The organism is Neobacillus sp. SRL179 (assembly GCF_984799095.1).
The window spans coordinates 5,013,592-5,037,313 of sequence record NZ_OZ481792.1 but is presented as its reverse complement, the minus strand read 5'-3'; the positions used below and the strand labels follow the sequence as shown (position 1 = coordinate 5,037,313).

The 23,722-nt window shown below is 38.3% G+C and carries 22 protein-coding genes and 4 tRNA genes; 17 read left to right on the top strand and 9 right to left on the bottom strand.

What is annotated here, in order from left to right; genetic code table 11:
* Nucleotides 1-94 precede the first annotated feature (94 nt).
* The 15 genes from dnaB (at nt 95) to rlmH (ending at nt 13,312) form a co-directional block, all read left to right on the top strand.
* A complete protein-coding gene (dnaB, locus tag AC4E8C_RS24725; RefSeq protein ID WP_490209274.1) occupies nt 95-1,450 on the top strand; it encodes a replicative DNA helicase in 1,356 nt (451 codons plus the stop codon).
* 187 nt (nt 1,451-1,637) lie between these two features.
* The gene (locus AC4E8C_RS24720) at nt 1,638-2,930 is read left to right on the top strand and encodes an adenylosuccinate synthase (RefSeq protein WP_490209273.1); all 1,293 of its coding nucleotides are present in this window, start codon (nt 1,638-1,640) and stop codon (nt 2,928-2,930) included.
* Between the two features lie 204 nt (nt 2,931-3,134).
* Nucleotides 3,135-3,210, top strand: a tRNA-Lys gene (locus AC4E8C_RS24715).
* A gap of 17 nt (nt 3,211-3,227) precedes the next feature.
* Nucleotides 3,228-3,299, top strand: a tRNA-Glu gene (locus AC4E8C_RS24710).
* Between the two features lie 66 nt (nt 3,300-3,365).
* Nucleotides 3,366-3,442: transfer RNA gene (locus AC4E8C_RS24705), tRNA-Asp, on the top strand.
* A 6-nt stretch (nt 3,443-3,448) separates the two neighbouring features.
* Nucleotides 3,449-3,521 (top strand) — tRNA-Phe (locus AC4E8C_RS24700).
* 396 nt (nt 3,522-3,917) lie between these two features.
* Entirely contained in the window at nt 3,918-5,348 is a 1,431-nt protein-coding gene (locus AC4E8C_RS24695) for a peptidoglycan DD-metalloendopeptidase family protein (RefSeq protein WP_490209271.1), read from the top strand.
* A 200-nt stretch (nt 5,349-5,548) separates the two neighbouring features.
* Nucleotides 5,549-6,259: a response regulator YycF gene (gene yycF / locus AC4E8C_RS24690; RefSeq protein WP_490209269.1), complete on the top strand. Its 711-nt coding sequence runs from the start codon at nt 5,549-5,551 to the stop codon at nt 6,257-6,259.
* A 9-nt stretch (nt 6,260-6,268) separates the two neighbouring features.
* Nucleotides 6,269-8,092, top strand: coding sequence for a cell wall metabolism sensor histidine kinase WalK (gene walK / locus AC4E8C_RS24685; RefSeq protein WP_490212647.1), 1,824 nt, complete (start codon nt 6,269-6,271; stop codon nt 8,090-8,092).
* Nucleotides 8,089-9,411: a YycH family regulatory protein gene (locus AC4E8C_RS24680; RefSeq protein ID WP_490209268.1), complete on the top strand. Its 1,323-nt coding sequence runs from the start codon at nt 8,089-8,091 to the stop codon at nt 9,409-9,411. Before walK ends, AC4E8C_RS24680 begins: the two co-directional genes overlap by 4 nt.
* The gene (locus AC4E8C_RS24675; protein WP_490209266.1) at nt 9,398-10,198 is read left to right on the top strand and encodes a two-component system regulatory protein YycI; all 801 of its coding nucleotides are present in this window, start codon (nt 9,398-9,400) and stop codon (nt 10,196-10,198) included. Before AC4E8C_RS24680 ends, AC4E8C_RS24675 begins: the two co-directional genes overlap by 14 nt.
* Nucleotides 10,199-10,203: 5 nt before the next feature.
* Nucleotides 10,204-10,998, top strand: a complete 795-nt coding sequence (locus AC4E8C_RS24670) for an MBL fold metallo-hydrolase (protein WP_490209265.1) — start codon at nt 10,204-10,206, stop codon at nt 10,996-10,998.
* Between the two features lie 197 nt (nt 10,999-11,195).
* Entirely contained in the window at nt 11,196-12,431 is a 1,236-nt protein-coding gene (locus AC4E8C_RS24665; RefSeq protein ID WP_490209263.1) for a S1C family serine protease, read from the top strand.
* 141 nt (nt 12,432-12,572) lie between these two features.
* Nucleotides 12,573-12,731, top strand: coding sequence for a CxxH/CxxC protein (locus tag AC4E8C_RS24660; RefSeq protein WP_490209262.1), 159 nt, complete (start codon nt 12,573-12,575; stop codon nt 12,729-12,731).
* 101 nt (nt 12,732-12,832) lie between these two features.
* Nucleotides 12,833-13,312, top strand: coding sequence for a 23S rRNA (pseudouridine(1915)-N(3))-methyltransferase RlmH (gene rlmH, locus AC4E8C_RS24655; protein WP_490209260.1), 480 nt, complete (start codon nt 12,833-12,835; stop codon nt 13,310-13,312).
* A 280-nt stretch (nt 13,313-13,592) separates the two neighbouring features.
* On the opposite strand, the gene AC4E8C_RS24650 is transcribed toward rlmH, so the two are convergent.
* A complete protein-coding gene (locus AC4E8C_RS24650; protein WP_490209258.1) occupies nt 13,593-14,111 on the bottom strand; it encodes a hypothetical protein in 519 nt (172 codons plus the stop codon).
* A gap of 193 nt (nt 14,112-14,304) precedes the next feature.
* Between AC4E8C_RS24650 and AC4E8C_RS24645 the strand changes: the two genes are divergently transcribed.
* Both AC4E8C_RS24645 and AC4E8C_RS24640 read left to right on the top strand, forming a co-directional pair.
* Entirely contained in the window at nt 14,305-15,021 is a 717-nt protein-coding gene (locus AC4E8C_RS24645; RefSeq protein WP_490209256.1) for a response regulator transcription factor, read from the top strand.
* On the top strand, nt 15,002-16,441 hold the full coding sequence (locus AC4E8C_RS24640; protein WP_490209255.1) for a sensor histidine kinase: 1,440 nt from the start codon (nt 15,002-15,004) through the stop codon (nt 16,439-16,441). The genes AC4E8C_RS24645 and AC4E8C_RS24640 overlap by 20 nt, the downstream gene beginning before the upstream one ends.
* A 338-nt stretch (nt 16,442-16,779) precedes the next feature.
* Here AC4E8C_RS24640 and AC4E8C_RS24635 read toward each other — a convergent pair whose 3' ends face one another.
* The 8 genes from AC4E8C_RS24635 to AC4E8C_RS24600 form a co-directional block, all read right to left on the bottom strand.
* Nucleotides 16,780-17,625 carry a dimethylarginine dimethylaminohydrolase family protein gene (locus AC4E8C_RS24635; RefSeq protein WP_490209254.1) on the bottom strand — a complete coding sequence of 282 codons (846 nt, stop codon included), beginning with the start codon at nt 17,623-17,625 and terminating at the stop codon, nt 16,780-16,782.
* A gap of 156 nt (nt 17,626-17,781) precedes the next feature.
* Nucleotides 17,782-18,921, bottom strand: a complete 1,140-nt coding sequence (locus AC4E8C_RS24630; protein WP_490209253.1) for a hypothetical protein — start codon at nt 18,919-18,921, stop codon at nt 17,782-17,784.
* 12 nt (nt 18,922-18,933) lie between these two features.
* Nucleotides 18,934-20,151 (bottom strand): hypothetical protein, encoded by a 1,218-nt coding sequence (locus AC4E8C_RS24625; protein ID WP_490209252.1) that lies wholly within the window; start codon nt 20,149-20,151, stop codon nt 18,934-18,936.
* Between the two features lie 29 nt (nt 20,152-20,180).
* On the bottom strand, nt 20,181-21,068 hold the full coding sequence (locus AC4E8C_RS24620; RefSeq protein ID WP_490209251.1) for an ABC transporter ATP-binding protein: 888 nt from the start codon (nt 21,066-21,068) through the stop codon (nt 20,181-20,183).
* The gene (locus AC4E8C_RS24615) at nt 21,068-21,823 is read right to left on the bottom strand and encodes a hypothetical protein (protein ID WP_490209250.1); all 756 of its coding nucleotides are present in this window, start codon (nt 21,821-21,823) and stop codon (nt 21,068-21,070) included. The genes AC4E8C_RS24620 and AC4E8C_RS24615 overlap by 1 nt, the downstream gene beginning before the upstream one ends.
* Nucleotide 21,824: 1 nt before the next feature.
* Nucleotides 21,825-22,370 (bottom strand): RNA polymerase sigma factor, encoded by a 546-nt coding sequence (locus AC4E8C_RS24610; RefSeq protein ID WP_490209249.1) that lies wholly within the window; start codon nt 22,368-22,370, stop codon nt 21,825-21,827.
* Between the two features lie 640 nt (nt 22,371-23,010).
* Nucleotides 23,011-23,349 (bottom strand): DsrE family protein, encoded by a 339-nt coding sequence (locus AC4E8C_RS24605; protein ID WP_490209248.1) that lies wholly within the window; start codon nt 23,347-23,349, stop codon nt 23,011-23,013.
* Nucleotides 23,350-23,527: 178 nt separating this feature from the next.
* Nucleotides 23,528-23,707, bottom strand: coding sequence for a sulfurtransferase TusA family protein (locus tag AC4E8C_RS24600; RefSeq protein ID WP_308806343.1), 180 nt, complete (start codon nt 23,705-23,707; stop codon nt 23,528-23,530).
* Between the last annotated feature and the right edge of the window lie 15 nt (nt 23,708-23,722).

Sequence of the window (23,722 nt, the reverse complement as noted above, 5' to 3'; positions counted from 1 at the left end):
ATCGGTTTTTTACTGGTCACTTTTTTCTTTATGGGATATGATATTTTTGAAATTACTAGATAATCATCCTTCTAAACTAGGAGGTTTTTGATAGATGAATGATGTATATGCAGATCGGATGCCCCCACAAAATATAGAGGCAGAACAAGCTGTGTTAGGGGCAATTTTTTTAGAGCCTTCTGCGCTCACTTTGGCTTCAGAAATTCTAATTCCTGAGGATTTTTATCGTGCTTCCCATCAAAAAATCTTTAATGTGATGCTGCATTTAAACGATCAAGGGAAGGCGGTTGACCTCGTTACGGTAACAGAGGAGCTGGCAGCTTCCAAATTAATTGAGGATATTGGCGGTGTCAGCTATTTAAGTGACTTATCAGGTTCTGTACCGACCGCAGCCAATATTGAGTATTATGCTAGAATTGTAGAAGAAAAGTCATTACTTAGAAGATTAATTCGCACGGCCACAAATATTGCCACCGATGGTTATACCCGCGAGGATGAAGTTGAATCACTGTTAAGTGAAGCGGAGAAAAGTATTATGGAGGTGGCACAGAGAAAGAACGCTGGTGCCTTCCACAATATTAAAGATGTCCTAGTTCGTACTTATGACAATATTGAAGAAATGCACAATCGTGTTGGTGATGTCACTGGTATTGCTACAGGGTTTGCTGAGCTTGATCGGATGACGGCAGGATTCCAGCGTAATGATTTAATCATCGTCGGTGCTCGTCCTTCCGTAGGTAAAACAGCCTTTGCCTTGAATATAGCAGCAAATGTTGCGACCAAAACAGGTGAAAATGTTGCGATCTTCAGTCTCGAAATGGGAGCTGAGCAGCTAGTCATGCGTATGTTGTGTTCAGAAGGCAATATTGATGCCCAGCGCCTTCGTACCGGGTCCCTCACAGATGAAGATTGGGGCAAGCTGACCATGGCAATGGGGAGTCTCTCAAATGCCGGAATCTTTATTGACGATACTCCAGGTGTCCGTGTAAATGATATTCGTGCAAAATGCCGCCGTCTTCAGCAGGAGCATGGGTTAGGAATGATTTTAATTGATTATCTGCAGTTAATCCTAGGCAGCGGCCGGTCAGGAGAGAACCGTCAGCAGGAAGTATCGGAAATTTCCCGTTCCCTTAAACAATTAGCCCGTGAGCTGAAAGTGCCTATCATTGCTCTTTCTCAGCTTTCTCGTGGAGTGGAGCAGCGTCAAGATAAGCGTCCTATGATGTCTGATATCCGTGAATCAGGGAGTATTGAGCAGGATGCCGATATTGTTGCCTTTTTATATCGTGATGATTACTATGATAAAGAATCTGAGAATAAGAATATTATTGAGATTATTATTGCAAAACAACGTAATGGTCCAACAGGAACGGTCTCGTTAGCTTTTGTAAAAGAATATAATAAGTTCGTCAATCTGGAGACACGCTACAATGATCCTCCAGGTGCATAATTGGGAGATAAAAGGTTAGCCGTAAAAATGGCTGGCCTTTTTTTACGTATTTTCTGAGATTGCTATATTTACGAACGTATTTATACATTTCTATAAAAAACGTTCGTGTTTTATTGACTTGTTGGCCTTGAAATTGGTAAACTAGGGTTATGATTAAATAAGAGCAGAAATTCTGGAGGTGCCATTCATGTCATCAGTAGTCGTTGTTGGAACGCAATGGGGGGACGAAGGAAAGGGTAAAATAACCGACTTTCTTTCGGAAAATGCCGAGGTTATTGCACGCTATCAAGGTGGTAACAATGCGGGCCACACCATCAAATTTAATGGTGAAACATATAAGTTACACTTAATTCCTTCTGGGATTTTTAATAAAGAAAAAATAAGTGTCATCGGCAATGGAATGGTTGTAGACCCTAAAGCACTTGTAGAAGAGCTTGCCTATTTACATGAAAAGGGAATTTCAACCGAGAGCCTTCGCATTAGTAACCGGGCCCACGTGATCCTTCCTTATCATTTGAAATTGGATGAAGTCGAAGAATTGCGAAAAGGTGCGAATAAAATTGGAACGACCAAAAAAGGAATCGGCCCAGCATATATGGATAAGGCAGCCCGGGTTGGAATAAGAATTGCTGATTTACTTGACCGGGAAATATTTGAAGAAAAACTCGAACAAAACCTTGAAGAGAAAAATCGTCTATTTGAACGGATTTATGAGACAACTGGTTTTAAGAAGGAAGATATCCTTGACGAGTATTTTGAGTATGGTCAGCAGATTAAACAATATGTTTGTGATACCTCGGTTGTGTTAAACGACGCTTTAGATGATGGCAAACGCGTATTATTTGAAGGTGCACAAGGCGTCATGCTTGATATTGACCAAGGTACCTACCCATTTGTTACCTCATCCAATCCTGTTGCAGGAGGAGTAACGATTGGCTCTGGTGTCGGTCCTTCGAAAATCACCCATGTAGTCGGCGTTTGTAAGGCTTATACCTCTCGTGTTGGGGATGGCCCATTTCCAACAGAATTAGATAATGAAATTGGCAATCGAATTCGTGAAGTAGGACGTGAATATGGAACAACTACAGGACGCCCGCGCCGTGTTGGCTGGTTTGATAGTGTCGTTGTCCGCCATGCCCGCCGTGTCAGTGGGTTAACTGACCTTTCACTTAATTCCATTGATGTACTAACCGGAATTGATACCTTAAAGATTTGCACAGCTTACCGTTATAAGGATGAAGTCATTACGGAGTATCCAGCAAATTTAAGAATACTATCACAATGTGAACCTATTTATGAGGAATTGCCAGGCTGGACGGAAGATATTACTGGAGTTAAATCCTTAGATGAACTACCGGCAAATGCCCGTCATTATGTTGAACGTGTCACACAGCTGACAGGCGTTCCGTTGACCACCTTCTCTGTCGGTCCAGATCGTACGCAAACAAATGTCGTCCGCAGCCCTTGGAGACAAATTTAAAAGCGAAGGATACTAGCCGCTAGGGCGCTGGAGCTAGATATTACCAATGTATGTTAAAACCAATAAATTTTTATATAATAAGAGGCCCTCTTTTTGGGGGCTTCAAACTTTATTAAAAGTTTTTTTAAAAAAGTATTGCGCTTTGTCTAACATCCATGATAATATAAAAAGCGTCGTCACGATACGACAAACAAATTTTGTTTCGAGCCATTAGCTCAGTTGGTAGAGCATCTGACTTTTAATCAGAGGGTCGAAGGTTCGAGTCCTTCATGGCTCACCATTTTTACCTTGATAGTTGGCCCCTTGGTCAAGCGGTTAAGACACCTCCCTTTCACGGAGGTAACACGGGTTCGAGTCCCGTAGGGGTCATTGGCTTTTGATTGTCAGTGAGTGACTGGCAAGGACGGTTTCCTTGCTGACAATCAATGAAATATTGGTCTGGTAGTTCAGTTGGTTAGAATGCCTGCCTGTCACGCAGGAGGTCGCGGGTTCGAGTCCCGTCCAGACCGCCACTAGTTGGCTCAGTAGCTCAGTCGGTAGAGCAAAGGACTGAAAATCCTTGTGTCGGCGGTTCGATTCCGTCCTGCGCCATCATATGAAAAAAAGAAGTCTGCTGCTGCAGGCTTTTTTTATTTTAAAATAATTTTTTTAAACACCGCATTGTCAGTAAGGTGCCTTCTTGCAACACGGTCCCCTTTATTCTAATTCCTCAAACTACTAACTAAAGAACTATTAAATAATAGTTTAATAGTAATTCCTAACTACTGCTTAAAAGAAAAAACGACTGAAAACTATGAAAATTTTACTAGAATATTACAAGAATTGTAGAAAAGTGTCAGCTATTATACATTTTTATTACATTACAAAGACTATTCATCTTTTAAAAAAAAGTTATGTTACAGTAATAGAGGTCTAAAATTCTGGAAAATTCTTTACTTATAAAAAATTTAAGTTGAGAAGGGTTTTACCGTGGTTTAGGAGGAAAAAATGCCATCTTCAAAGAAAAATAGGTTTTTATTATTAAAAACAACCGTTATTACTGCCATGGCAGCATCAGTGATTGCCTTTAGTAACGGTCCAATTGCACTTGCCACAGCATCAGATTTAACAACAATTTATCATGTTTACTATAACGGTACATACATAGGAAATGTAACAGATAAAAAAGTGATTGATCGTATTATTGAAGAAAAAGTTGATGGAGCAAAGGAGTCCTTTAAGGATATCGATTTAAAAACACAAATTCAATATGTCCCTGAAAAAGGTTCCCGTACTTCAACGAATAACCAGGAAACGGTTCAAACTTTCGCAGACACCTTCCAGCTTCAAGCTGAGGCATCAGCCATTGTCATTGATGGAGCTCCTGCTGTTTATGTAAATAATAAGGCAACTGCTGAAGAAGTGATAAAGAAGTTAAAATTACAATATGTGCCTGAAGAACAACTAAGTGAACTAGAGGCAAGAAAAACACAAGAAAACGTGTCCCTGCCAGCATTAAAGGAAAATGAATCTCGTTTATTAGACGTACACTTATCAAAAAATGTTTCCATCGAAGCGAGAAATGTGACACCAGAAAAAATTATGTCAGCAGACGATGCTGTTACCTTATTACAAAAGGGTACCCTGGAAGAAAAGAAATATGTCGTTCAAACGGGCGATGTAATGGGGACGATTGCTGAACAGCACGGTTTACAGATAGCAGATCTTTTATCATTAAATCCTGGTTTAACAGCAGATAGTCTTTTAAAAGTGGGCCAAGAAATTAATGTAACGGCATTAAAACCATACGTTGAAGTTTTTGTTGATAAAGAAGTAAATCAACAGGAAGCCATTCCTTTTGCAGATGAAGTGGTTGAGGATTCAACCTTGCCAAAAGGAGAAACAAAAGAGAAACAGGCTGGCCAGAATGGGTCAAGATCCGTAACCTATCAACTAGTAGAGCAAAATGGTGTAACGGTTAAAAAAACCCAATCCAATGAGCAAATCTTAACTCAGCCAGTTAATCACATCATCATTAAAGGAACAAAGGTCATTCCTTCTCGCGGCGAGGGCAGCTTTGCCTGGCCGACAGTGGGCGGATATATATCGAGTCAGCAAGGTCAGCGCTGGGGGAAAATGCATAAAGGTATTGATATTGCTAGACCTAGTAATAAGACAATAAAGGCTGCCGATAATGGCGTTGTCGTATCTGCTGGATGGAGTAACGGTTACGGGAATAGAATTATCATTGATCATCAAAATGGATTCCGAACTCTTTACGGTCATATGTCATCCCTTAATGTAAAAGCAGGCCAAACGGTTTCAAAAGGCACTGCTATCGGGGTCATGGGCGCAACAGGCCATGCAACAGGCGTGCATCTTCATTTTGAAGTATACAAAAATGGCAGCCTGGTCAACCCATTGTCCTATTTACATTAAACGTCAGAGTCTCTAGTTAGTTGCTAGAGACTTTTTGATTTGTGGAGATGATATCTATATTTGGTAGTAATTGTAATACCAATCCTGCCAATTGCTGCTTATAGGTGAATTTAAATCGATAAAATGGTAAAGTAGAGTAGTATTGGTATGACTTCTAATGACTTTTATAATAGATCAATTTAATGAAAAGGAGTAATGATATGGAGAAGAAAATTCTTGTTGTGGACGATGAAAAACCAATTGCAGATATTTTGCAGTTTAATTTAAAAAAAGAAGGATATGTAGTTTATTGCGCTTATGATGGAAACGAGGCACTCCAGCTTGTGGAGGAGGTTCAACCAGATTTAATCCTTTTAGACATCATGCTTCCATTAAGGGACGGGATGGAAGTTTGCCGTGAAGTTCGTAAAAAGTATGAAATGCCTATTATTATGCTGACAGCAAAAGACTCTGAAATTGACAAGGTTTTAGGATTAGAGCTGGGTGCTGATGATTATGTCACAAAGCCCTTTAGTACTCGGGAATTAATTGCCCGCGTCAAGGCTAATTTACGCCGCCATAATCAAATTTTAACACAGGCAGATGCTGAAGATGAAACGAATGAAATAGAAGTAGGCTCGCTTGTGATTCATCCGGATGCCTATGTTGTTTCTAAACGTGGTGAAACAATTGAACTAACGCATCGGGAATTTGAATTGCTCTACTACTTAGCCCAACACATTGGTCAAGTGATGACGAGAGAACATTTACTGCAAACAGTATGGGGTTATGATTATTATGGTGACGTGAGAACCGTTGATGTTACCGTAAGACGTTTGCGTGAAAAAATTGAGGATAGCCCTAGCCACCCAACTTGGATTGTTACGCGCCGCGGAGTTGGTTATTATTTGCGTAATTCTGAACAGGAGTAATGTCTTTTGATGAAAAAGGTCGGATTCTTTCGTTCTATACATGTTAAGTTTGTGATCATCTACGTTCTTCTGCTGTTAGTGGCAATGCAAATTATCGGTGTCTATTTTGTAAGGCAGCTAGAGGATACATTACGGACAAACTTTCAAACTTCATTAAAGCAGCGGGTTGATTTGCTTGCCTATAATATTGTCGAGGAAATGCAAAGGGAAAGAACGCCTGAAGACCCAACACTCGAAGAGGATATAAAGAAGATTCTTAAAGACTTCGATACAACTGATGATATCTCGGAAGTCCAGGTTATTGACAATAGGACTTTAAAAATACTCGGTACCTCCCATCCTAATCAGGGGGTTGTCGGCCAAAGGACAACATTGCTCCGGGTAAAACAATCAATGGTCCTGGAAGAGGACCAAAGTGCGATTTTAGTTGATAAAAACGGACATCGAATTTGGGAACTATCTACCCCGTTAAAGTCAGGAAAAAAGGTTATTGGTGCCATTTACTTAGAGGCCAATATTGAAAATGTCTTTGAACAAATGAAAACCATCAATGGGATATTTGCAACTGGTACGGCGATTGCCTTATCGATTACTGCCATTTTGGGGATTTTACTCGCCCAAACGATTACACGGCCGATTATTGATATGAAGAAACAGGCTTTAGCAATGGCAAAAGGAAACTTTTCCCGAAAGGTTAAAGTGTATGGCCAAGACGAAATTGGCACGCTGGCCGTTACGTTTAACCATTTAACAAAAAAATTGCAAGAAGCTCAAGCAATGACCGAAGGAGAACGCAGGAAACTATCATCTGTTTTGTCTTATATGACAGATGGAGTAATTGCTACCGACAGAAAAGGACGGGTTATATTAATCAATGAACCTGCTGCAGAGATGTTGAATGTTTCACGTGAAACAGTGCTCTCACAGCCGATAGTATCGTTGTTAGACTTGGATGATACAAATACATTTGAAGACCTTCTTGAAGAAAAGGACTCATTAATCCTTGATTATAGTACAAAATCAGAACGCTATATATTGCGGGCGAATTTCTCAGTTATTCAAAAAGAAACTGGTTTTGTGAATGGCTTGATTGCGGTTTTACATGATATTACTGATCAAGAAAAGATTGATGCAGAAAGAAGAGAATTTGTTGCCAATGTCTCTCATGAACTAAGGACGCCGTTAACAACAATGCGCAGCTATTTAGAGGCTCTTGCTGATGGTGCATGGCAGGATGAAGAAATTGCCCCCAACTTTTTAGAGGTAACACGTACTGAAACAGAAAGAATGATCCGCCTAGTCAATGACTTGCTCCAATTATCGAAAATGGATAGTACGGACTACAGATTGAATAGAGAGTGGGTAAACTTTGTTAATTTCTACGACCGTATCATTGATCGGTTAGAGATGGCCAAGGATCAAAATGTTACTTTTAAAAGAAAGCTTCCTAATCATGCAATTTTTGTTGAAATTGATGAAGATAAAATGACACAGGTTTTATATAATATCATTTCGAACGCCTTAAAGTATTCCCCGCAGGGCGGTCAGGTGACGTTCTCGATTAAGGAAAAAGAAGACAAAATCATTGTCAGTGTGTCCGATCAAGGAATGGGCATTCCTAAAGAGAATATTGGTAAGATATTTGACCGTTTTTACCGTGTGGATAAAGCAAGAACTCGAAAATTAGGCGGTACGGGACTTGGACTAGCGATTGCAAAGGAAATGGTGAATGCTCATGGCGGGACTATTTGGGCAACAAGTGAAGAAGGAAAGGGCACGAAGATTTCCTTTTCACTACCATACGAACGTTCTGAAGAGGATGAATGGTCATGAGATACGAAAATATTAAATCCTGGATATTAGTCGTCTTAGTCTTAGTTAGTGTATTGTTAACATGGAACCTTTGGACCTACCAGCCCAATTACGACACAATGAAAAAAGGCAATTATGTGGCGGAGGTCACCGTAAGTGAAAAACAAGAGGTTCAAAAGATTATCAGACCAGACCGAGTGTTATTTCATATTAAGAATGAACATTATGGAACCAATAATACAGAGGAACTGGATAAGATTATTAAGGTCATGAGCGGTTGGGCCATTTATGATGTCAAAAATTATACCAACAAAGTCGATAACATAGAAAATCTAATCCATGACAGTGGGAATGCTGAGATTATTTTTCCCGGCGAGGTTCCGATAGAACTATATCGCAGGGTCTTAAATATTGAGGGGAAAAAGGTTCCATCTTTTAACTTCAATCGAATCATTATTAATGTTGACGGAATTGAAAAGGAAAATGGGATCATTTATTTTGTTTCCTCTGAAACACAACAAGTTTATATTAGTCATGTATCTTCAACAAGTTTGAATGAGTTTAACCAACATTTTTATAAAAATGCGTCTAGTTATCCAAGTTATTTTGCCTATCACCCAACCGGGGAAGATACACTCTTTTTGCCGGAGGGTGAAACAAGGATGACAACTTATCGGTATTTACCTCGCACATTAAACTCAGATGATTTTAAAGAGGCGCTTTTTGACGACCCAAGTTTTGTTCAGAAAAGTGTTCTTTCACATGGAGAAGAGTACACGAATGATTCTAGTAAAATGACGGTGAATTTTGATACTAATATTCTTCAATATGTAAATCCAACCGTTGAGGATACTTATTTAGACAGCTCCTATGATTTAGTGAAAAGAAGTATTGATTTTGTAAATGGGCATGGCGGCTGGACTGACCAGTTCCGTTTTGTGTCTAAAAGCGAGTATAAGCGGTCTGTTACCTTCCGCTTGTACAGTACGGATGGCTATCCCATCTTTAACGAACGGGGACTTTCTGAAATTAACGAGATTTGGGGCAGAGATGAGATTAATAAATATGTCCGGCCCAACATCGCTTTAGACCTGCCGTTAATAACGGAAATGAAAAATATAACACCTCCCTCAGGACATGAGGTTCTAGAGTTTTTAAAAAATAAAAAGGACTTTAAACCTGAGCTTCTCGAAGAATTAGTCCTTGGTTATCGAATGGAAAGAGATACGGAGGAGAACAAGTTAATCCTCTTAGAGCCAGCCTGGTTCTATCGTTATAATCAAACGTGGGAGCAGGTAACGATGAAGGAGCTAGGGGGAGTTAAGCATGGATTGGAGTAAAATTAAAACCATTTTTATTATTACATTTTTAATCTTAGATGTTTATCTCCTCTTTCAATTTATGAAAATTCGTGATGCCAATAAATATGAAATGATTACAGAAACATCATTCGATGATAAGTTAAAGGCGGATGAAATTAAATTAGAAATTGAACTTCCCAAGGACCCTATAAAAAATCAATATCTTAGTGCAAAACCCAGGACCTTCACTAAGGGGGATCTTGCCAAGTTAAAGGGTCAATCGGCTTCTTTAAAGGAACCTGGTACCACCTTAATGGTGAACCTTGAGAAGCCGGTTCAGCTTGATGATAAATTTGAGCCCGCAAAACTGGCAACCTTTTTAAAGGAAAATATTTTGTTTGGTGATCATTATCAATTCTGGGAGAAGGACGATAAAAAACACACGATTACCTACTTTCAGCAATATGAGAAATCCCCTTTATACCAAAATATTAATGGGATGATTACCTTTACAGTCAATGCTGATAATCAAATTATTTCCTATCAACAAACCTATTTAGAGGGAATGGAAAAGCTAACGGCTCAGGAAGAAGTACTCCGGCCGTTAAAGGCAATTGAAACCTTACATCAAAAAGGAATATTACAGCCAAAAAGTAAAATTACCAAGATTGAGATGGGGTATTCGACACTGATTCAGTTGGCGGCATCCCAAGTATTAGCACCAACATGGCGTATTGTTGTTGATGATAAAGAGAGTCTTTTTGTGAACGCATTTGAGGGTCAAATTATAGAGTTTAACAGCGAAGAAAAATTAAGTTCGGAGTGAGTATTATGTCTTTACGTTACAGCATTCTTGCAAGCGGCAGTACTGGAAATGCCCTCTATGTAGAATCCGATCAACATTCCTTCTTAGTCGATGCTGGCTTTAGCGGGAAGCAAATGGAATCACTTTTCGGACAAATAGACCGTGACATTAGCAAGCTATCCGGAATTTTTGTGACACATGAACACAGTGACCACATTAAAGGGATTGGGGTGCTTGCCCGCAAATATCATTTACCCGTTTTTGCTAATGAAAAAACCTGGCAGGCTATGGAACATTCAGTCGGGGCTATTCCAACTGAACAAAAGTTTGTTTTTAATATGGAAACAGTAAAGAGTTTTGGTTCTACTGAGATTGAATCGTTTGGCGTTTCCCATGATGCAGCGGAACCAATGTTTTACGTGTTTCATCATGAGGGGAAAAAGCTGGTCCTCATCACGGATACTGGTTATGTTAGTGACCGGATGAAAGGGATTATTTCAAATGCTGATGTGTATATTTTTGAATCGAATCATGATGTGCAGATGCTGCGGATGGGAAGATATCCCTGGAACATTAAGCGTCGTATTTTGAGTGATATCGGTCATGTTTCCAATGAAGATGCAGCCCTTGCCATGAGCGATTGTATTGGCGATCAAACCAAGCGGGTTTACCTTGCCCATTTAAGTCTTGATAATAATATGAAGGACTTAGCTAAAATGGCAGTTGCCCAAACCCTTGAAGGCCGCGGCCTCATTGTAGGGGAGCAGTTTGATTTGTATGACACCGACCCAAAAACACCAACCATTTTAACAGCAGTTTAACCATAATGGAATGAAGGTATATACCTATAAGGGCCTTCATTCTTTTTTTTACCTACATATTAAAAAACTATGAACAAAACTGTAAGATTTTATTAACATAATGCGTTTTTTTAGTATTTTAAAGCGGAATGATTATAATTGTAAGTATAAGCCAAAATAGTAGTTAGCAACCTTTTCGTAAGAAAGGAATGGTGTAAATGGGATATTATGATGAGCAGCCACAGGGACGTTATCGTGAAAGAAAACGTGGCGGCTTTTTTCTAGCTAGTATCATTGGGGCCATCATCGGGGCACTTATTGTGGTATTTGCTATTCCTACCCTGTCCAACCGGGGAATTCTACCCTATCAAATTTCTCCAAATCAAAATGCTGCGACTGGAACGGAATCGGAAAATAAGTCAACGCCAAGCGGCATTCAACAGCAGATTTCCTATGATGTGAACACCAACATAACTAAAGCGGTTGATAAGACCGCTGAAGCAGTAGTCGGTATTAATAATATTCAAGAATCAAGCTTCTGGTCCGATGGCAGTGATAACTCAGGGGAAGCAGCTGGAACGGGATCGGGCGTTATTTATAAAAAGGCAGGCGACAAAGCCTATGTCGTAACCAACCACCATGTGGTCGAAGGTGCTACATCACTCGAAGTCACTATGGAGGATGGAACCAAAATCCCAGCCAAACTCCTCGGAAGCGATATCTGGACAGACTTAGCTGTTCTTGAAGTCGATGCAAGTAAAGTAAAGAAAATTGCCGAATTTGGTAATTCTGACAGCTTGAAAATGGGAGAGCCGGTAATCGCGATTGGAAATCCACTTGGTGCAACCTTCTCAGGGTCGGTAACACAAGGGATTATCTCGGGTCTTAAACGGACCATTCCTGTTGATATTAATCAGGATGGTGTAATTGACTGGCAGTCAGAGGTTTTGCAAACAGATGCTGCGATTAATCCAGGTAACAGTGGTGGTGCTCTTATTAATATGGCTGGTCAAGTGATAGGGATTAACTCGATGAAAATTTCTCAAGAGGCAGTCGAAGGAATTGGCCTCTCGATTCCTATCAACTCTGCCAAGCCGATTATTGATGATCTAGAGCAATTCGGGACAGTTAAGCGTCCATACATGGGTGTTGATTTGAAATCAGTCAATGAAATACCTGCTTATTATCAAGAGGAAGCCTTGAAACTTCCGCGTGACGTCAATTATGGGGTGGCCCTCCGACAAGTGGTCATAAATTCACCAGCAGCACGAGCTGGATTAAAAGAGTTGGATGTCATTGTGGAAATGGATGGCCAAAAAATTAATGACGTGATTGACCTAAGGAAGCATTTGTATCAGAAAAAGAAAATTGGTGAGAAGCTAACGGTTAAATATTATCGTGAGGGTAAGCTTAAGGAGACCAGTATGACACTATCAGCAGAAAAAATGGAATAATGAAGGGTAAAGCAGGAAGGTGAAATGTTCACTTTCCTGTTTTTTTTGGTATGATGTAGGATGTGCTTGAAGTTGTCGTATGACAAAGACTTATGAAGAGAACAATAAAAATAAAAGGATTTTTTGGGAAGGTGAAAATAAATGATTTTTAGCTGTGAGGAACACGTAGAAATTGCCTTAGACGACATTGTGGATCAATTTCAAACCTATCCGGTATTATCGCAAATTCCTGTGGATAAGTCATCAACAGGCTGTGAATATTGCGAAAAACAAGCTGTATATATGGTGGCGAACAAGTGATTCCATACAATATGTGGATAAAAATTGTGAATATGTGGATAACTTCTGTGGATAACTTGTTCGTAAGCTGTTTGTAATTAAGTTGAAAAGGGTTGTGGATTGTGAATATCTCGATCATAACGGTTGGAAAGTTAAAAGAGAAATATTTGCGGCAAGGCATCGAGGAGTATTTAAAAAGACTCACCGCCTATGCCAAGGTGGAAGTCATTGAAGTAGCGGATGAAAAAGCACCTGAAGAATTAAGCGAACTGGAAATGCTGCAAGTGAAGCAAAAAGAGGGCGAACGAATTCTTGCAAAGATCAGTCAGGATACATATGTGATTGCCTTGGCCATCCAGGGGAAGTTGCAATCATCGGAAGAACTTGCTGATACCTTAGATAAGCTAGCTACCTATGGAAAAAGTAAAATCGCCTTTGTGATTGGCGGGTCCTTGGGTTTAAGTGAGGAAGTAATCAAGCGATCGAATGAACAGCTGTCTTTTTCGCGGATGACCTTCCCCCATCAGTTGATGAGATTAATCTTGGTAGAGCAGATTTACCGGGCATTTCGGATTAATCGGGGGGAACCTTACCATAAATAGAAGCAGTTCTTTTGAGGAATTTGTATTTAATTTGATCTATTACTTTATTCTTAAATTAGTACTTAGGTAGTGTTTACCACAGAATATTTAATATAATTAGACAAATAGCCCTTTTTATAAGGGTGTCTTAATGTTCATTAAGGTCATATCGCAATTTGTCTCGGAAACTGGTCATTATGTCTTGGATCATAACCCTGCTCATATTAACTTTAACGGTGTTATCCACTGTCACCACCCATATTTTGTCAAAGTCATATTTGGGGAGTGACAGTGGACTTTTTTATTTGAGTTTTGCTGCTTTCCTTTCTTGAACTGCAGCTTTGATTTTAGCTTTTGCTTCATCCTTTGATAGACCGCTAATATCAATTCCGAGCCTTTTTGCTTTTGCTGCCCGCTTGGTTTCAAAAGCAGCTTTGATTTTAGCCTTTGCTTCATCCTTTGATAAACCGCTAATATCAATTCCGAGCTTTTTTGCCTTTGCTGCCCACTTAGTTTCAACAGCAGCTTTGATTTTAACTTTTGCTTCATTCTTTGATAAACCGCTAATATCAATTCCGAGCTTTTTTGCTTTTGCTGCCCGCTTTTCTTCAACTGCAGTTACAAGTTTTGCCTTTGCCTCTTTCGCTGATAATCCGCTAATATCGACATGCAGCTTATTAGCCTTCACAGTATATTGCTGTATTGTAGCCTGCTGGTTGACATTAGAATTATTTGTTCTAGTGGTTGCAGCAAAAGCCGGGATGGCACTTGTTATAATAGCCCCTGCCAAAATCATACTAACCAGCTTCTTTTTCTTCATTTAAACAACTCCCTCTCTTATTCATAGACTATGATGGGTTATGTTCATCGTAGCCTTTGAATTAAGTATAGTTAAATCACTAAAAAAAATCCTCGCAAAACTGTGGCAAATTTGCGGCAAGTAGCGCTCACCTAACAATTTCTACTATAATTGTGTTAACCTAATCTCAACTATTGGCAGGGATGGAATGATCTTGGATAAAAAATTGATATATATAGCAGATGATGATGAGAAAATTTGTAATATCATAAGATCTTTTTTACTAAGTGAGGGGATGGATGTGGCGATGTTTCATGATGGCCAAAGCCTTTTGGAGGCCTTCTATCAAAAGCCTTGCGATATGCTCATTATTGATATATTGATGCCCGAACTTGATGGATTCACTTTATGCTCCAAAATCAGGGAGACTAGCAGTGTTCCGATTATTATCATTTCGGCTAAAGACAGTGAACTCGATAAAATTACCGGTCTTACATTAGGCGGCGATGACTATTTGACCAAACCCTTTAGTCCGCTCGAACTTATTGCGAGAGTGAAAAGTACTTTTAGAAGAATTTCGCTGGATCAGAACATGAATGCCAATAACGGCATTGCAATCAGTGATATCATCCTTTTTCCGGCAACCAAACATGCGGAGTGTAAGGGAATTCCTTTTCATCTTACACAAATGGAATTTGAATTGCTGTTTTATTTAGTAAAAAATAGAAATAAGGCAGTAAGCCGTGAAGAGCTTCTTAATAAAATCTGGGGCTTTGAAACGGAGGCTGAAACTCGTGCTACTGATGATATGATTAAAAGAATCAGGAAAAAAATGGTGAATATCGGCTCTGTTCTTCAAATCGAAACTGTATGGGGATTCGGCTTTAAAATCATAGATAAGGTCTCAGACTATGAAAAAAGGAACGATTAAATCTAAAATATTCAAATTAAACATACTCACCACTATGGTCACGCTACTACTTGTAGCGGTTGTTTTCAACATATCAATTTACTATTACTTTCAAAAAATAGCCATGGATCAATTAACCGACATTACGGCCCAAATAAATAAAACAATTATAAAAGAAGTAGATAATCTTACATCACTGACAAAAAGTAAAAAGGCGCTTGTTAAGAGTTTTTATCGAATGGAAAAATCTTTGAGTAAAAGGCTCTCAGTAATCAGTGCGGAGGGTTTTTTTATTAGCAGTCAGGGTACTCTCATCTCACTTCGGGATGATGATAAGGAACAGACAGAAATTGAAAATGCCATTATGGAAGTGCTTCTGCATTCAAACGACCTTAATTCTGAACAAAAAGCCATTGTGGGTTACAAGAGTATCAAATATGCTACTGTACTCATAACCGTACCCCCAAACAAAATAAACATTCAGGCCTTTGTTCTTTATGCCAGCCTTCAAAAAATAGATGAATTAAAAAAAATCATTATAGGGATGCTGCTTATTATTCTGCTGATAGCTTCAGTCATTAGTGTTTCTATTTCCTCCTATATTTCAAAAAGAGTGTCAAACCCAATGACCGCAATAATTAGGCATTTAAGAGTTTTATCTGAAAGGAAATTTAACACCAATATTGAGATCTCTGTAGATAATGAAATTCAAGAACTAGTGGATAATATCAATTGGCTTGCCAGAAAACTTGATGTTTTTGACCAATCGCAAAAAAAATTTTTAGAAGATGTTTCTCACGAATTCAGAACTCCTCTTATGATCATCCAAAGTCATGCGGAAGGATTAAAATACGATGTAGTAGAAAATAAAGAGTTGGCGACCGATATAATTATTGATGAAACCAGACGTCTCACCTTGATAATTAATGATTTATTGTACTTATCGAGATTAGATACAGATGAAGATATTTATCATTTTAATGTCATTGAGTTTTCGGAAATAGTAAGAGATGTATCAAAGAGAATGAAGGCCCTTGCTGAAAAAGACAGTATTAATCTTTCACTAGAACTCCCCGAAACCGAAATTTTTCTAACAGGAGATGAGGAAAAACTGTCACGTGCGCTGACTAATCTGGTTAGTAATTGTATGAGATATGCAGAAAGCTTGATAACATTGAAGGTTACAATGCACCGGGAGTCACCTACACTGCAGGTAACGATTAGCGACGATGGCAGAGGATTTGAAGATAAGGATTTAGTACATCTATTTGAACGGTTTTATAAGGGGAAAAATGGAAATTTCGGCTTAGGCTTAACTATTGTTAAAACAATTATCGAGAGACATAACGGAACTATAGAAGCTAAAAATGGTCCAACTGGAGGTGCACAGTTTATCATAACACTTCCTTATAGTATAAAGGATATTCTTTACGAGCCTTGATTTATATCAATGGCTCGCCTAAAGTTATTGGGGAAAAGGGGTGTTTTGCGGCCGCCAGTAGGGTATGTGGAAGGATCATTAATCGGACAATAAAAATTTTCGGGTGAAATTGTTAGTTAAATACGCTAATAAGGAAGATCTGAGAATAAATTTGGAAAGGATTATTGAGGAAATTAAAGACGAAAAACTGCCGGTATTATAGGTGCGGTGAACCTTACCATAAATAGAAGCAATTTTTTTATAGCTAAATTATAATGTTTCTTGTGACTATATAAACAACCGCACTCTTTTGGGGCTTTGGGGTGGGGTTGTTTATATGGTCATTTTTATATTTTTATTTAAGATTCTCGTAGGATAGGCAGGGTACAACAACGGAAGGAGCCGCCGGATTTTATGATTTCTGTGATATCCACTTCAATAACTTCAAATCCACGGTTACGAAGTTGGTTGTTTACTTTCTCATTGACTGGCAGACTTAATATCCTTTTGTTGCCAATACTCAATACATTTGTGCCCAATTGAAATTGTTCTTCTTCCGAAACTTCAATTAATTCATAGCGTGAAGCAAAAAGATCGATACTTTCTTTCGTTAAGGCATTTGGGTAAAAAAGGGCCACTTCAGATGAAATGACATTAAATACACAGTCTAAATGTAGGTATTTTTCTTTAAATGGGATGGGAATAACATTGAATTGATTTAAAAGACGTTGTAATTGTTCAGCAGCCTTTTGATCCGTCCGATTACTCAGTCCCACATAAATAGTTTCTCGATCAATAACAACATCTCCGCCTTCAATCCGTTCCGCGGCTAAATTATAATAAGAGATTTCTTCGTCCTCAAGCCATTGCTTTAAAATGTCTTCCTCCCCTGAACGAACATCCGTTGCCATCTTAGCAACAAAGATTGTTTGCCCAAGAGTAAAACCAATATCCCTTGTAAAGACCTGTTCAGGATATTTTTTATGATAAGGCAATAAAATAACCTCAATGCCATTATTCTTAAGCGTTTTTACAAATTCACCATGCTGCTCTAATGCACGCTCAATATGAATACCTTCATTTTTAAAGTGCTCTTGCGTTTCATTAATTACTTCGCGAATTGTCATATATTGAGGCTGACAAAGAATGACTTGTTTTAATACATCGTATTCACTCATGCAATAAGTATTTAAGCTTTCTACCATGTTTTGACCTCCTGTTTTCTCTTTTTAACTAGGTTTTCCTAAATATGCGTTAATATTTGAGGAAAATGGCAATCAACAGAATAGTCTCTCTAAAAATATAAGAGGCGAGATCTATGAAAAGGATTGATGTTTAAACGTATTCTATTCTGCGTTTCTTTAAAAAACAATGTCTTTCTTCCTCTCGTGTTTCCAGGTGAAAGCTATAAATGACAAACTAACGGCAAACATAACACCGTAAACACTCGGCACTTCCCACTGTGAAATGTTAATGGAGATTATGTTTTGCAGTAAGTCCTCAAGTCCCCAAGTGATAAGTACAAACAAATAAGGAATTTGCACCCCAATTAAAGTAATATAGTTCGGTACGATACTAGATACTGACATGGCAACTAGTGCAGAAATCAATCCAATAATATAAGCAGCGGCTGCAGATAGCATCATATATTGCAGGTAGGTTAGATTATACCAATAAGGATATCCGTAAAATCTATTAACAGGGACGTCGAAAAACATTCCTGTATGGGTTAAGGAATACAAGCTAAGATAGATAATTAATAGTACAGTTGTCACGATAAAAGCTGAGACAATGCCGGCAGCGGCTTTCGATTTATACAAATTCCGCCCATGTTTGGTGGTATACTGCATTTCAAGAATGTTACCTATTCTGTCCTCCATAAACGCAGGTGATATGAGGATCATAATACTGATAATGATCGAAATCGCTGCGTAATTTATATATTGCTTAAAATTAAACATAACAGAATCTGGAAAAAGCTGTTGAGCAACTGAAGCTTTTAGCTCCTCAAGCTGCTCCTGTTGCTTGCTAGTTGGATTCGTTAACCAGCCATCAAAGGATGCCTTTCCCAGCTTATATTGTTGAATCATTTCCTCTTTTGCAGACAGCTCCCAAAGCGTAATGCCAATTTTAGTATCATACAATTTTGAAATCGTTTGCTCTAGTGGACTGTCAGCTTTCCCCTCGCTCTGTCTAAATTCTTTATAGGTAGTGACCTTGTTTTCAGCAAATTCTTCTTCTAATTGTATGTAGCGTTCGGCCTCCTCTACCTGCGCGTGATAGGCTTGTGTAAAATTGGCATATTCGTTCTTATCCATATAAATTCCGTACTTTTTTATAATCTCTTTGCCGACGTTAACAGTATACAATCCTGTACCATTTGGGAAATGGGCAATATAAAACTCCATAAAAATTAAGAAAAATATGCTATTCACAATGACAAGTACTGCGAACATTTTCCAGGTAAAGATCTTTTTTATTTCATTAATTAAAATTTGCATAAATCGGTCTCCTTAGTGCAATTCTTGTTTTTGGAAGGTTTTTAGCGAAAAAATACAAAATCCAATTGCCATGAATGCCCATGCCCCAATTGTATAGAGCTCATAATACTGAAAGCTCCGAATCCCGCTAGTTCCCATGAACATCATATGGGGATTCATCAATAGCATCGATAGGTTAAAATTTGCGACCAAACTAAGGGTAGAGGATATTGGAAATATCTTTGGAATTAAGTATGCTCCTGCAAAAAACGTCACGAACAACAAGAACGTAAAATAATTGTTCTTGATGAAAATAACAATGGAAAAGGTAATCACTGAGAATAGCAGCATACAAAAATAAACAATGAGAACCACGCCAAACAAATATTCAAAAAACGATAATTTCCACCAAGAGATATAAGGGAATTGGTATTCCCAGTTAAAGGCACTGCTGATGGAAATACCCCATAAAGATGAGTAATCAAACACCATAAAGTACGCGGCAAGTGATGTGGTTGTCAAAAACAATGTAATTGTTGTTGCCACTAGAAGCGATGCAAAAAGCTTATCCTTCATTAAATGCCTTCCTCTTGCAGTTGAATAGGTGACAAGATGGGTTTTATTTTCAAATTCGTAATTTGAAATAAGCGCAGTTGCTAATACAATTAAGATAATTGATTCAAAGATGATCATTTTAAAAAGAGTTCTAAAAAGGAAACTATGCATTTTATAGGCTCTTCCCGCAAAAAACCACTCCTTGTATTCCTTGTTTTGTTTTAATTCTTCCAAATGAGGTTCTAATTTTCTAATTTGATTTCTGAGTGTTTTTGCTGCATTGCCGGTAAGACCTCGACTTTTGATAACAGTGTCCGCAACTTGATTCATAGTAATGTTGCTATAGTCTTTATCAATGGTTTGGGCCATGTTTACATAGGATTGTTTCATGATAACCTGATTTAGCAATGTCCACTCATCATCGCTATATCGCTCTGAATCACTGGGCTTTAATTGTTTGATAAATTCATCGATACTGTCATAGTCTTGGCCGCTCAATTTTTCCAAATAGGGGAGTTGTGCATCCAAATCTTTCTGGGCCAAGAGCAGTGACTGATCGGTGATTTTTTTGCCGTACGTCTCTGATAATTGATTGACGTTTTTTAGTTCTTCCTTAGAATAAGAATTGCTAATGATAAAGAAAAGATTAAAGGCAGCAAACAGGACGAGTAATACCAGTAAAATCCGGGAGGTCAACCCCCTTTTACATTCATGGAAAGTGATTCTCATGATACATCTGCCTCAGTAAGTAATTCATCGCGGTACTCATATAGGAAAACATCTTCTAAGCTAGGGGTAGACTTTTTCCAACCAGCTGGTGCTTGGCCCTGATAAATAAACCGGACAATCATATTTTCCCGCTCTTGCTTTTCAGATAATAAAAGGTATTGATGTCTGAATTCTTCTAACTGAAGGTAAGGAATCGTAGTTTCATAGACTTGGCCTTCAAGAGAATGACAAATGGTCTCCACGCTGTCTTTATATAGAATCTGTTGGTTCTTGATCATGATTACTTCGTTGGCAATCGACTCGATGTCAGAAACGATATGGGTAGAAACAATGACCAATCTTTCCCGTGCAAGCTCTGTTAGCAGGTGCCTAAATCGTGCTCTCTCCTTTGAATCCAATCCGGCGGTGGGCTCGTCCAAAATCAAGATTCTCGGATCATTTAATAATGCTTGCGCGATACCAACCCGCTGGATCATCCCTCCTGAGAACTTTTTCATCTTTTTGTTGATTTCTGCTGTTAACGCCACCTTTTCCAGCAAATCTTCTATTCTGGTTCGAGCTTCTGTTTTCCCGATTCCCTTTAATGCCGCTAAGTAAAGAAGATATTGCTTAGGAGAGTAGTTTTTATAATAACCGAATTGTTGGGGCAAATACCCCAGCAGCGAACGATAGTCTTCATCCATATCTTGAATATTTAGCCCGTTATAAAGGATCTCCCCTTTACTAGGGACAATTAAGGTAGCCAGCATTTTCAATAACGTCGTTTTGCCGGCTCCGTTTGGTGCGAGCAGGCCATAAAGCCCGTTGGTTAATTCCAAATTTATTTGATTTAAAGCTGTAAACTCTCCGTATTGTTTGCTCACATTTTTTATGACCAGCATCATTATATAACTCCTTCTGTTTGTTTATAGTCGATTAATTTTTTCAAGTATTTCGTATATAAATAGATACTAACACTCAGAACAAGTCCATAGACCACTAGTGATAGGCTGGTGAGAATCCGAATGTAAAGCTGGTTGTTAAGATAAAGTAATAATAGATTTACAAATACCCAGCTAAGTAGGACCGCTGTCCCTGCAACAAATGAACGTCGAACCATCAATGTATATAGAAATAGGAGAGCGAATACAAATAGGGCAGTGGTTGAGACCATAAAGGCGCGAATAAAATCAATCTCTGTCAATCTTCCTATCACCGCAATTCCCCCTGCGTTAAAAAGGATCGCTGCAATACTAAACACAAGCATCCGAAAAGCTGCGATCTGATAGACGTTGTACTTACAAGACATCTCAACCTCAAATGTAGTATTCCAAAACTTGTTCCCGTACGAGTAGAGGGAAAAGGTAAGGAATAAAATCGGTGAGATCAAAAACAAATAGGCATAAATTTCATGAATTTCGAGATTGACAGGTTGAGTTAACAAAGCATAAACAACCACTGATGCCATGGTGGCGAATAGAATGGAGACCAATTGCCACCGGTCTTGAAATAAATACTTCAATCCCACTTCTTGAAGCATTTTTTTTAGATAAGCTGGAAATGAAACTGGTTGTTTCAAGCCGTCATAGACAATTTTGCTTATCTCTCTTTGGATGATATGGTCTTCTGGCATTGGAATTTGGAATTTTTCTTTAGTCATCTTATCCCACCTTCATTTCTTTTTTGATCCATTTCAAAGCGGTGTAATATCTTGTCTTGACTGTGGATAATGGAATCCTCTCCATGGAGGAGATTTCCTGTAGGGAATAGTCCCCAAACAGCTTTAAGCGCACGATTTGCTGGGAATGAATATCTAATTTGTTCACTAGCTTTGTTACATGTTCATAATCGATTTTGTATTCAAGTGAAACGGTCATATCGTAATCATCCTCCAACTCATAATCTTCTATTGATTGAGAGAGTTTCAGATATTTATAACTTTTAGACCGATAATAATCCACAAGCCGGTTTGAAGCCAGCTTGTATAACCATGTTCTAAACAATGCTTTACTGCTGTCATAACCCTTAATAGATTTTAAGGCATTAATAAATATTTCTTGTGTCAAGTCCAGTGAGAGCTCGGTATCTATTGTCTGTTTATAAACAAACGAAAAGATTTCTTTATAATACTTCGATACGAGTTCATTCGCCGATGTACTGCTGGCATTTTTCTGTACCTGTTTAATCCAAGTTTTTTCATTGTCCATATTTATTCATAATCCCCCACGTCGAATCTCATCCTATAAATATATTCGAAAATAGTTTGGAAAAAGTTTGAGTTAATTTAAAAAATATGTAATTTAACAATCATATAGTGAACTGATTGGTTTATAAAAAGAGCCAAAAGTTATTAGTAATTTTCTTTACATTGGATCTAGTGTGTCAGTTTTTATAATAATTATATATTTTGCTTTCCTTAGTGGAGGTATCAATTCAAGAAAAGAGAAGAAAAGGGCCTAGAAGGAAGTAACATTAAATGGTTCAAGGGACCTGAAAATAGTAGTAAATTATGATGATGGCCACGTTTAAAAAGGTTTAGGTGAAAGAAACAGGATAAAAGATTGATTTTGTTTGCTCCAACTACTAGCAAAGGGAGTTGGTACTTTTAAAAAACTGCCGGTATAAGAAGTGCGGTGAACCTTATCATAAATAGGGGCGGCTTTTTGGTTGAATGCTAATACCATAAGGGTTGGTATCGATTTATTTTTGAGGTTTTTGCCTGGGGAATTTTAAAAATGTAAATATAGCTGAAATTATATGAAAATCACAGTAATGAACTGCACCTCAATTCTGATTAGATCTAATAAGTGAGGTGCAGTTTTTTTGTGTGGCTAAATTTATCTAAAATCAAGACAATGTCATTACTTCATATTTAGAGGCTAGCTCAATAAAATGGGCCATTCCACTGATTTTCCCGACTACAAGCTTATCGTTCAGCTCATAAAAGTCAACACATGTTTTACAAGCAAGAATGTCAACTCCCTTTTCTTCCAGTTCTTTTAATTGGAGAGAAACAAGCGAGCTGTCCGTTAATGTAAACACACCGCGATTCATGCAAAAAACTGCCTCGGGCAGCTCTTCCTTTTGCTTAAGAATTGTAAAGAAGGTTTCTAATATTCCTTCACCTAGTTCTGGTTCGCCTTTGCCAAGCTGATCTGAAGCAAGTAAAATGACTTTGTTTTTCAATTTCTTCACCTCACTAAATTATAATGTTATGTTAGCATAGTTCATTAATAAATAACTATCTTGTCGAGGAACGGTTGTACGTTCTCCTATTCAGTCTTTATACAAAAAGTACCTCTAGGATGACTTTTTTCATGTCTGCACTATAGGAACTTTTTAAAAATTGAAAGCAAACAGCCTGCTATTTTACGACTTTAATATAAAAATAGATATCCTGTCCGACTTTTTCCGGTTCCTTCAGAAGCTGGTAACCGTGTTTGACGGCTTCCTCCGGAACACTTCGAAAGGATTGCGGACAATCTGCAATGACTTGCAAGACTTCCCCAATTTTCATGGTTTTTAGCGCATCCAGCGCAAAAATGACAGGGTATGGTCA

What these genes read in the sequence shown, in the direction of transcription:
- AC4E8C_RS24695 (WP_490209271.1), top strand. Translation starts at nt 3,918, where the DNA reads ATGCCATCTTCAAAGAAAAATAGGTTTTTATTATTAAAAACAACCGTT.
- AC4E8C_RS24665 (WP_490209263.1), top strand. Translation starts at nt 11,196, where the DNA reads ATGGGATATTATGATGAGCAGCCACAGGGACGTTATCGTGAAAGAAAA.
- AC4E8C_RS24680 (WP_490209268.1), top strand. Translation starts at nt 8,089, where the DNA reads ATGAGATACGAAAATATTAAATCCTGGATATTAGTCGTCTTAGTCTTA.
- AC4E8C_RS24670 (WP_490209265.1), top strand. Translation starts at nt 10,204, where the DNA reads ATGTCTTTACGTTACAGCATTCTTGCAAGCGGCAGTACTGGAAATGCC.
- yycF (WP_490209269.1), top strand. Translation starts at nt 5,549, where the DNA reads ATGGAGAAGAAAATTCTTGTTGTGGACGATGAAAAACCAATTGCAGAT.
- dnaB (WP_490209274.1), top strand. Translation starts at nt 95, where the DNA reads ATGAATGATGTATATGCAGATCGGATGCCCCCACAAAATATAGAGGCA.
- AC4E8C_RS24660 (WP_490209262.1), top strand. Translation starts at nt 12,573, where the DNA reads ATGATTTTTAGCTGTGAGGAACACGTAGAAATTGCCTTAGACGACATT.
- AC4E8C_RS24615 (WP_490209250.1), bottom strand. Translation starts at nt 21,823, where the DNA reads ATGACTAAAGAAAAATTCCAAATTCCAATGCCAGAAGACCATATCATC.
- AC4E8C_RS24630 (WP_490209253.1), bottom strand. Translation starts at nt 18,921, where the DNA reads ATGCAAATTTTAATTAATGAAATAAAAAAGATCTTTACCTGGAAAATG.
- AC4E8C_RS24650 (WP_490209258.1), bottom strand. Translation starts at nt 14,111, where the DNA reads ATGAAGAAAAAGAAGCTGGTTAGTATGATTTTGGCAGGGGCTATTATA.
- AC4E8C_RS24675 (WP_490209266.1), top strand. Translation starts at nt 9,398, where the DNA reads ATGGATTGGAGTAAAATTAAAACCATTTTTATTATTACATTTTTAATC.
- AC4E8C_RS24640 (WP_490209255.1), top strand. Translation starts at nt 15,002, where the DNA reads ATGAAAAAAGGAACGATTAAATCTAAAATATTCAAATTAAACATACTC.
- AC4E8C_RS24610 (WP_490209249.1), bottom strand. Translation starts at nt 22,370, where the DNA reads ATGGACAATGAAAAAACTTGGATTAAACAGGTACAGAAAAATGCCAGC.
- walK (WP_490212647.1), top strand. Translation starts at nt 6,269, where the DNA reads ATGAAAAAGGTCGGATTCTTTCGTTCTATACATGTTAAGTTTGTGATC.
- AC4E8C_RS24720 (WP_490209273.1), top strand. Translation starts at nt 1,638, where the DNA reads ATGTCATCAGTAGTCGTTGTTGGAACGCAATGGGGGGACGAAGGAAAG.
- AC4E8C_RS24635 (WP_490209254.1), bottom strand. Translation starts at nt 17,625, where the DNA reads ATGGTAGAAAGCTTAAATACTTATTGCATGAGTGAATACGATGTATTA.
- AC4E8C_RS24620 (WP_490209251.1), bottom strand. Translation starts at nt 21,068, where the DNA reads ATGATGCTGGTCATAAAAAATGTGAGCAAACAATACGGAGAGTTTACA.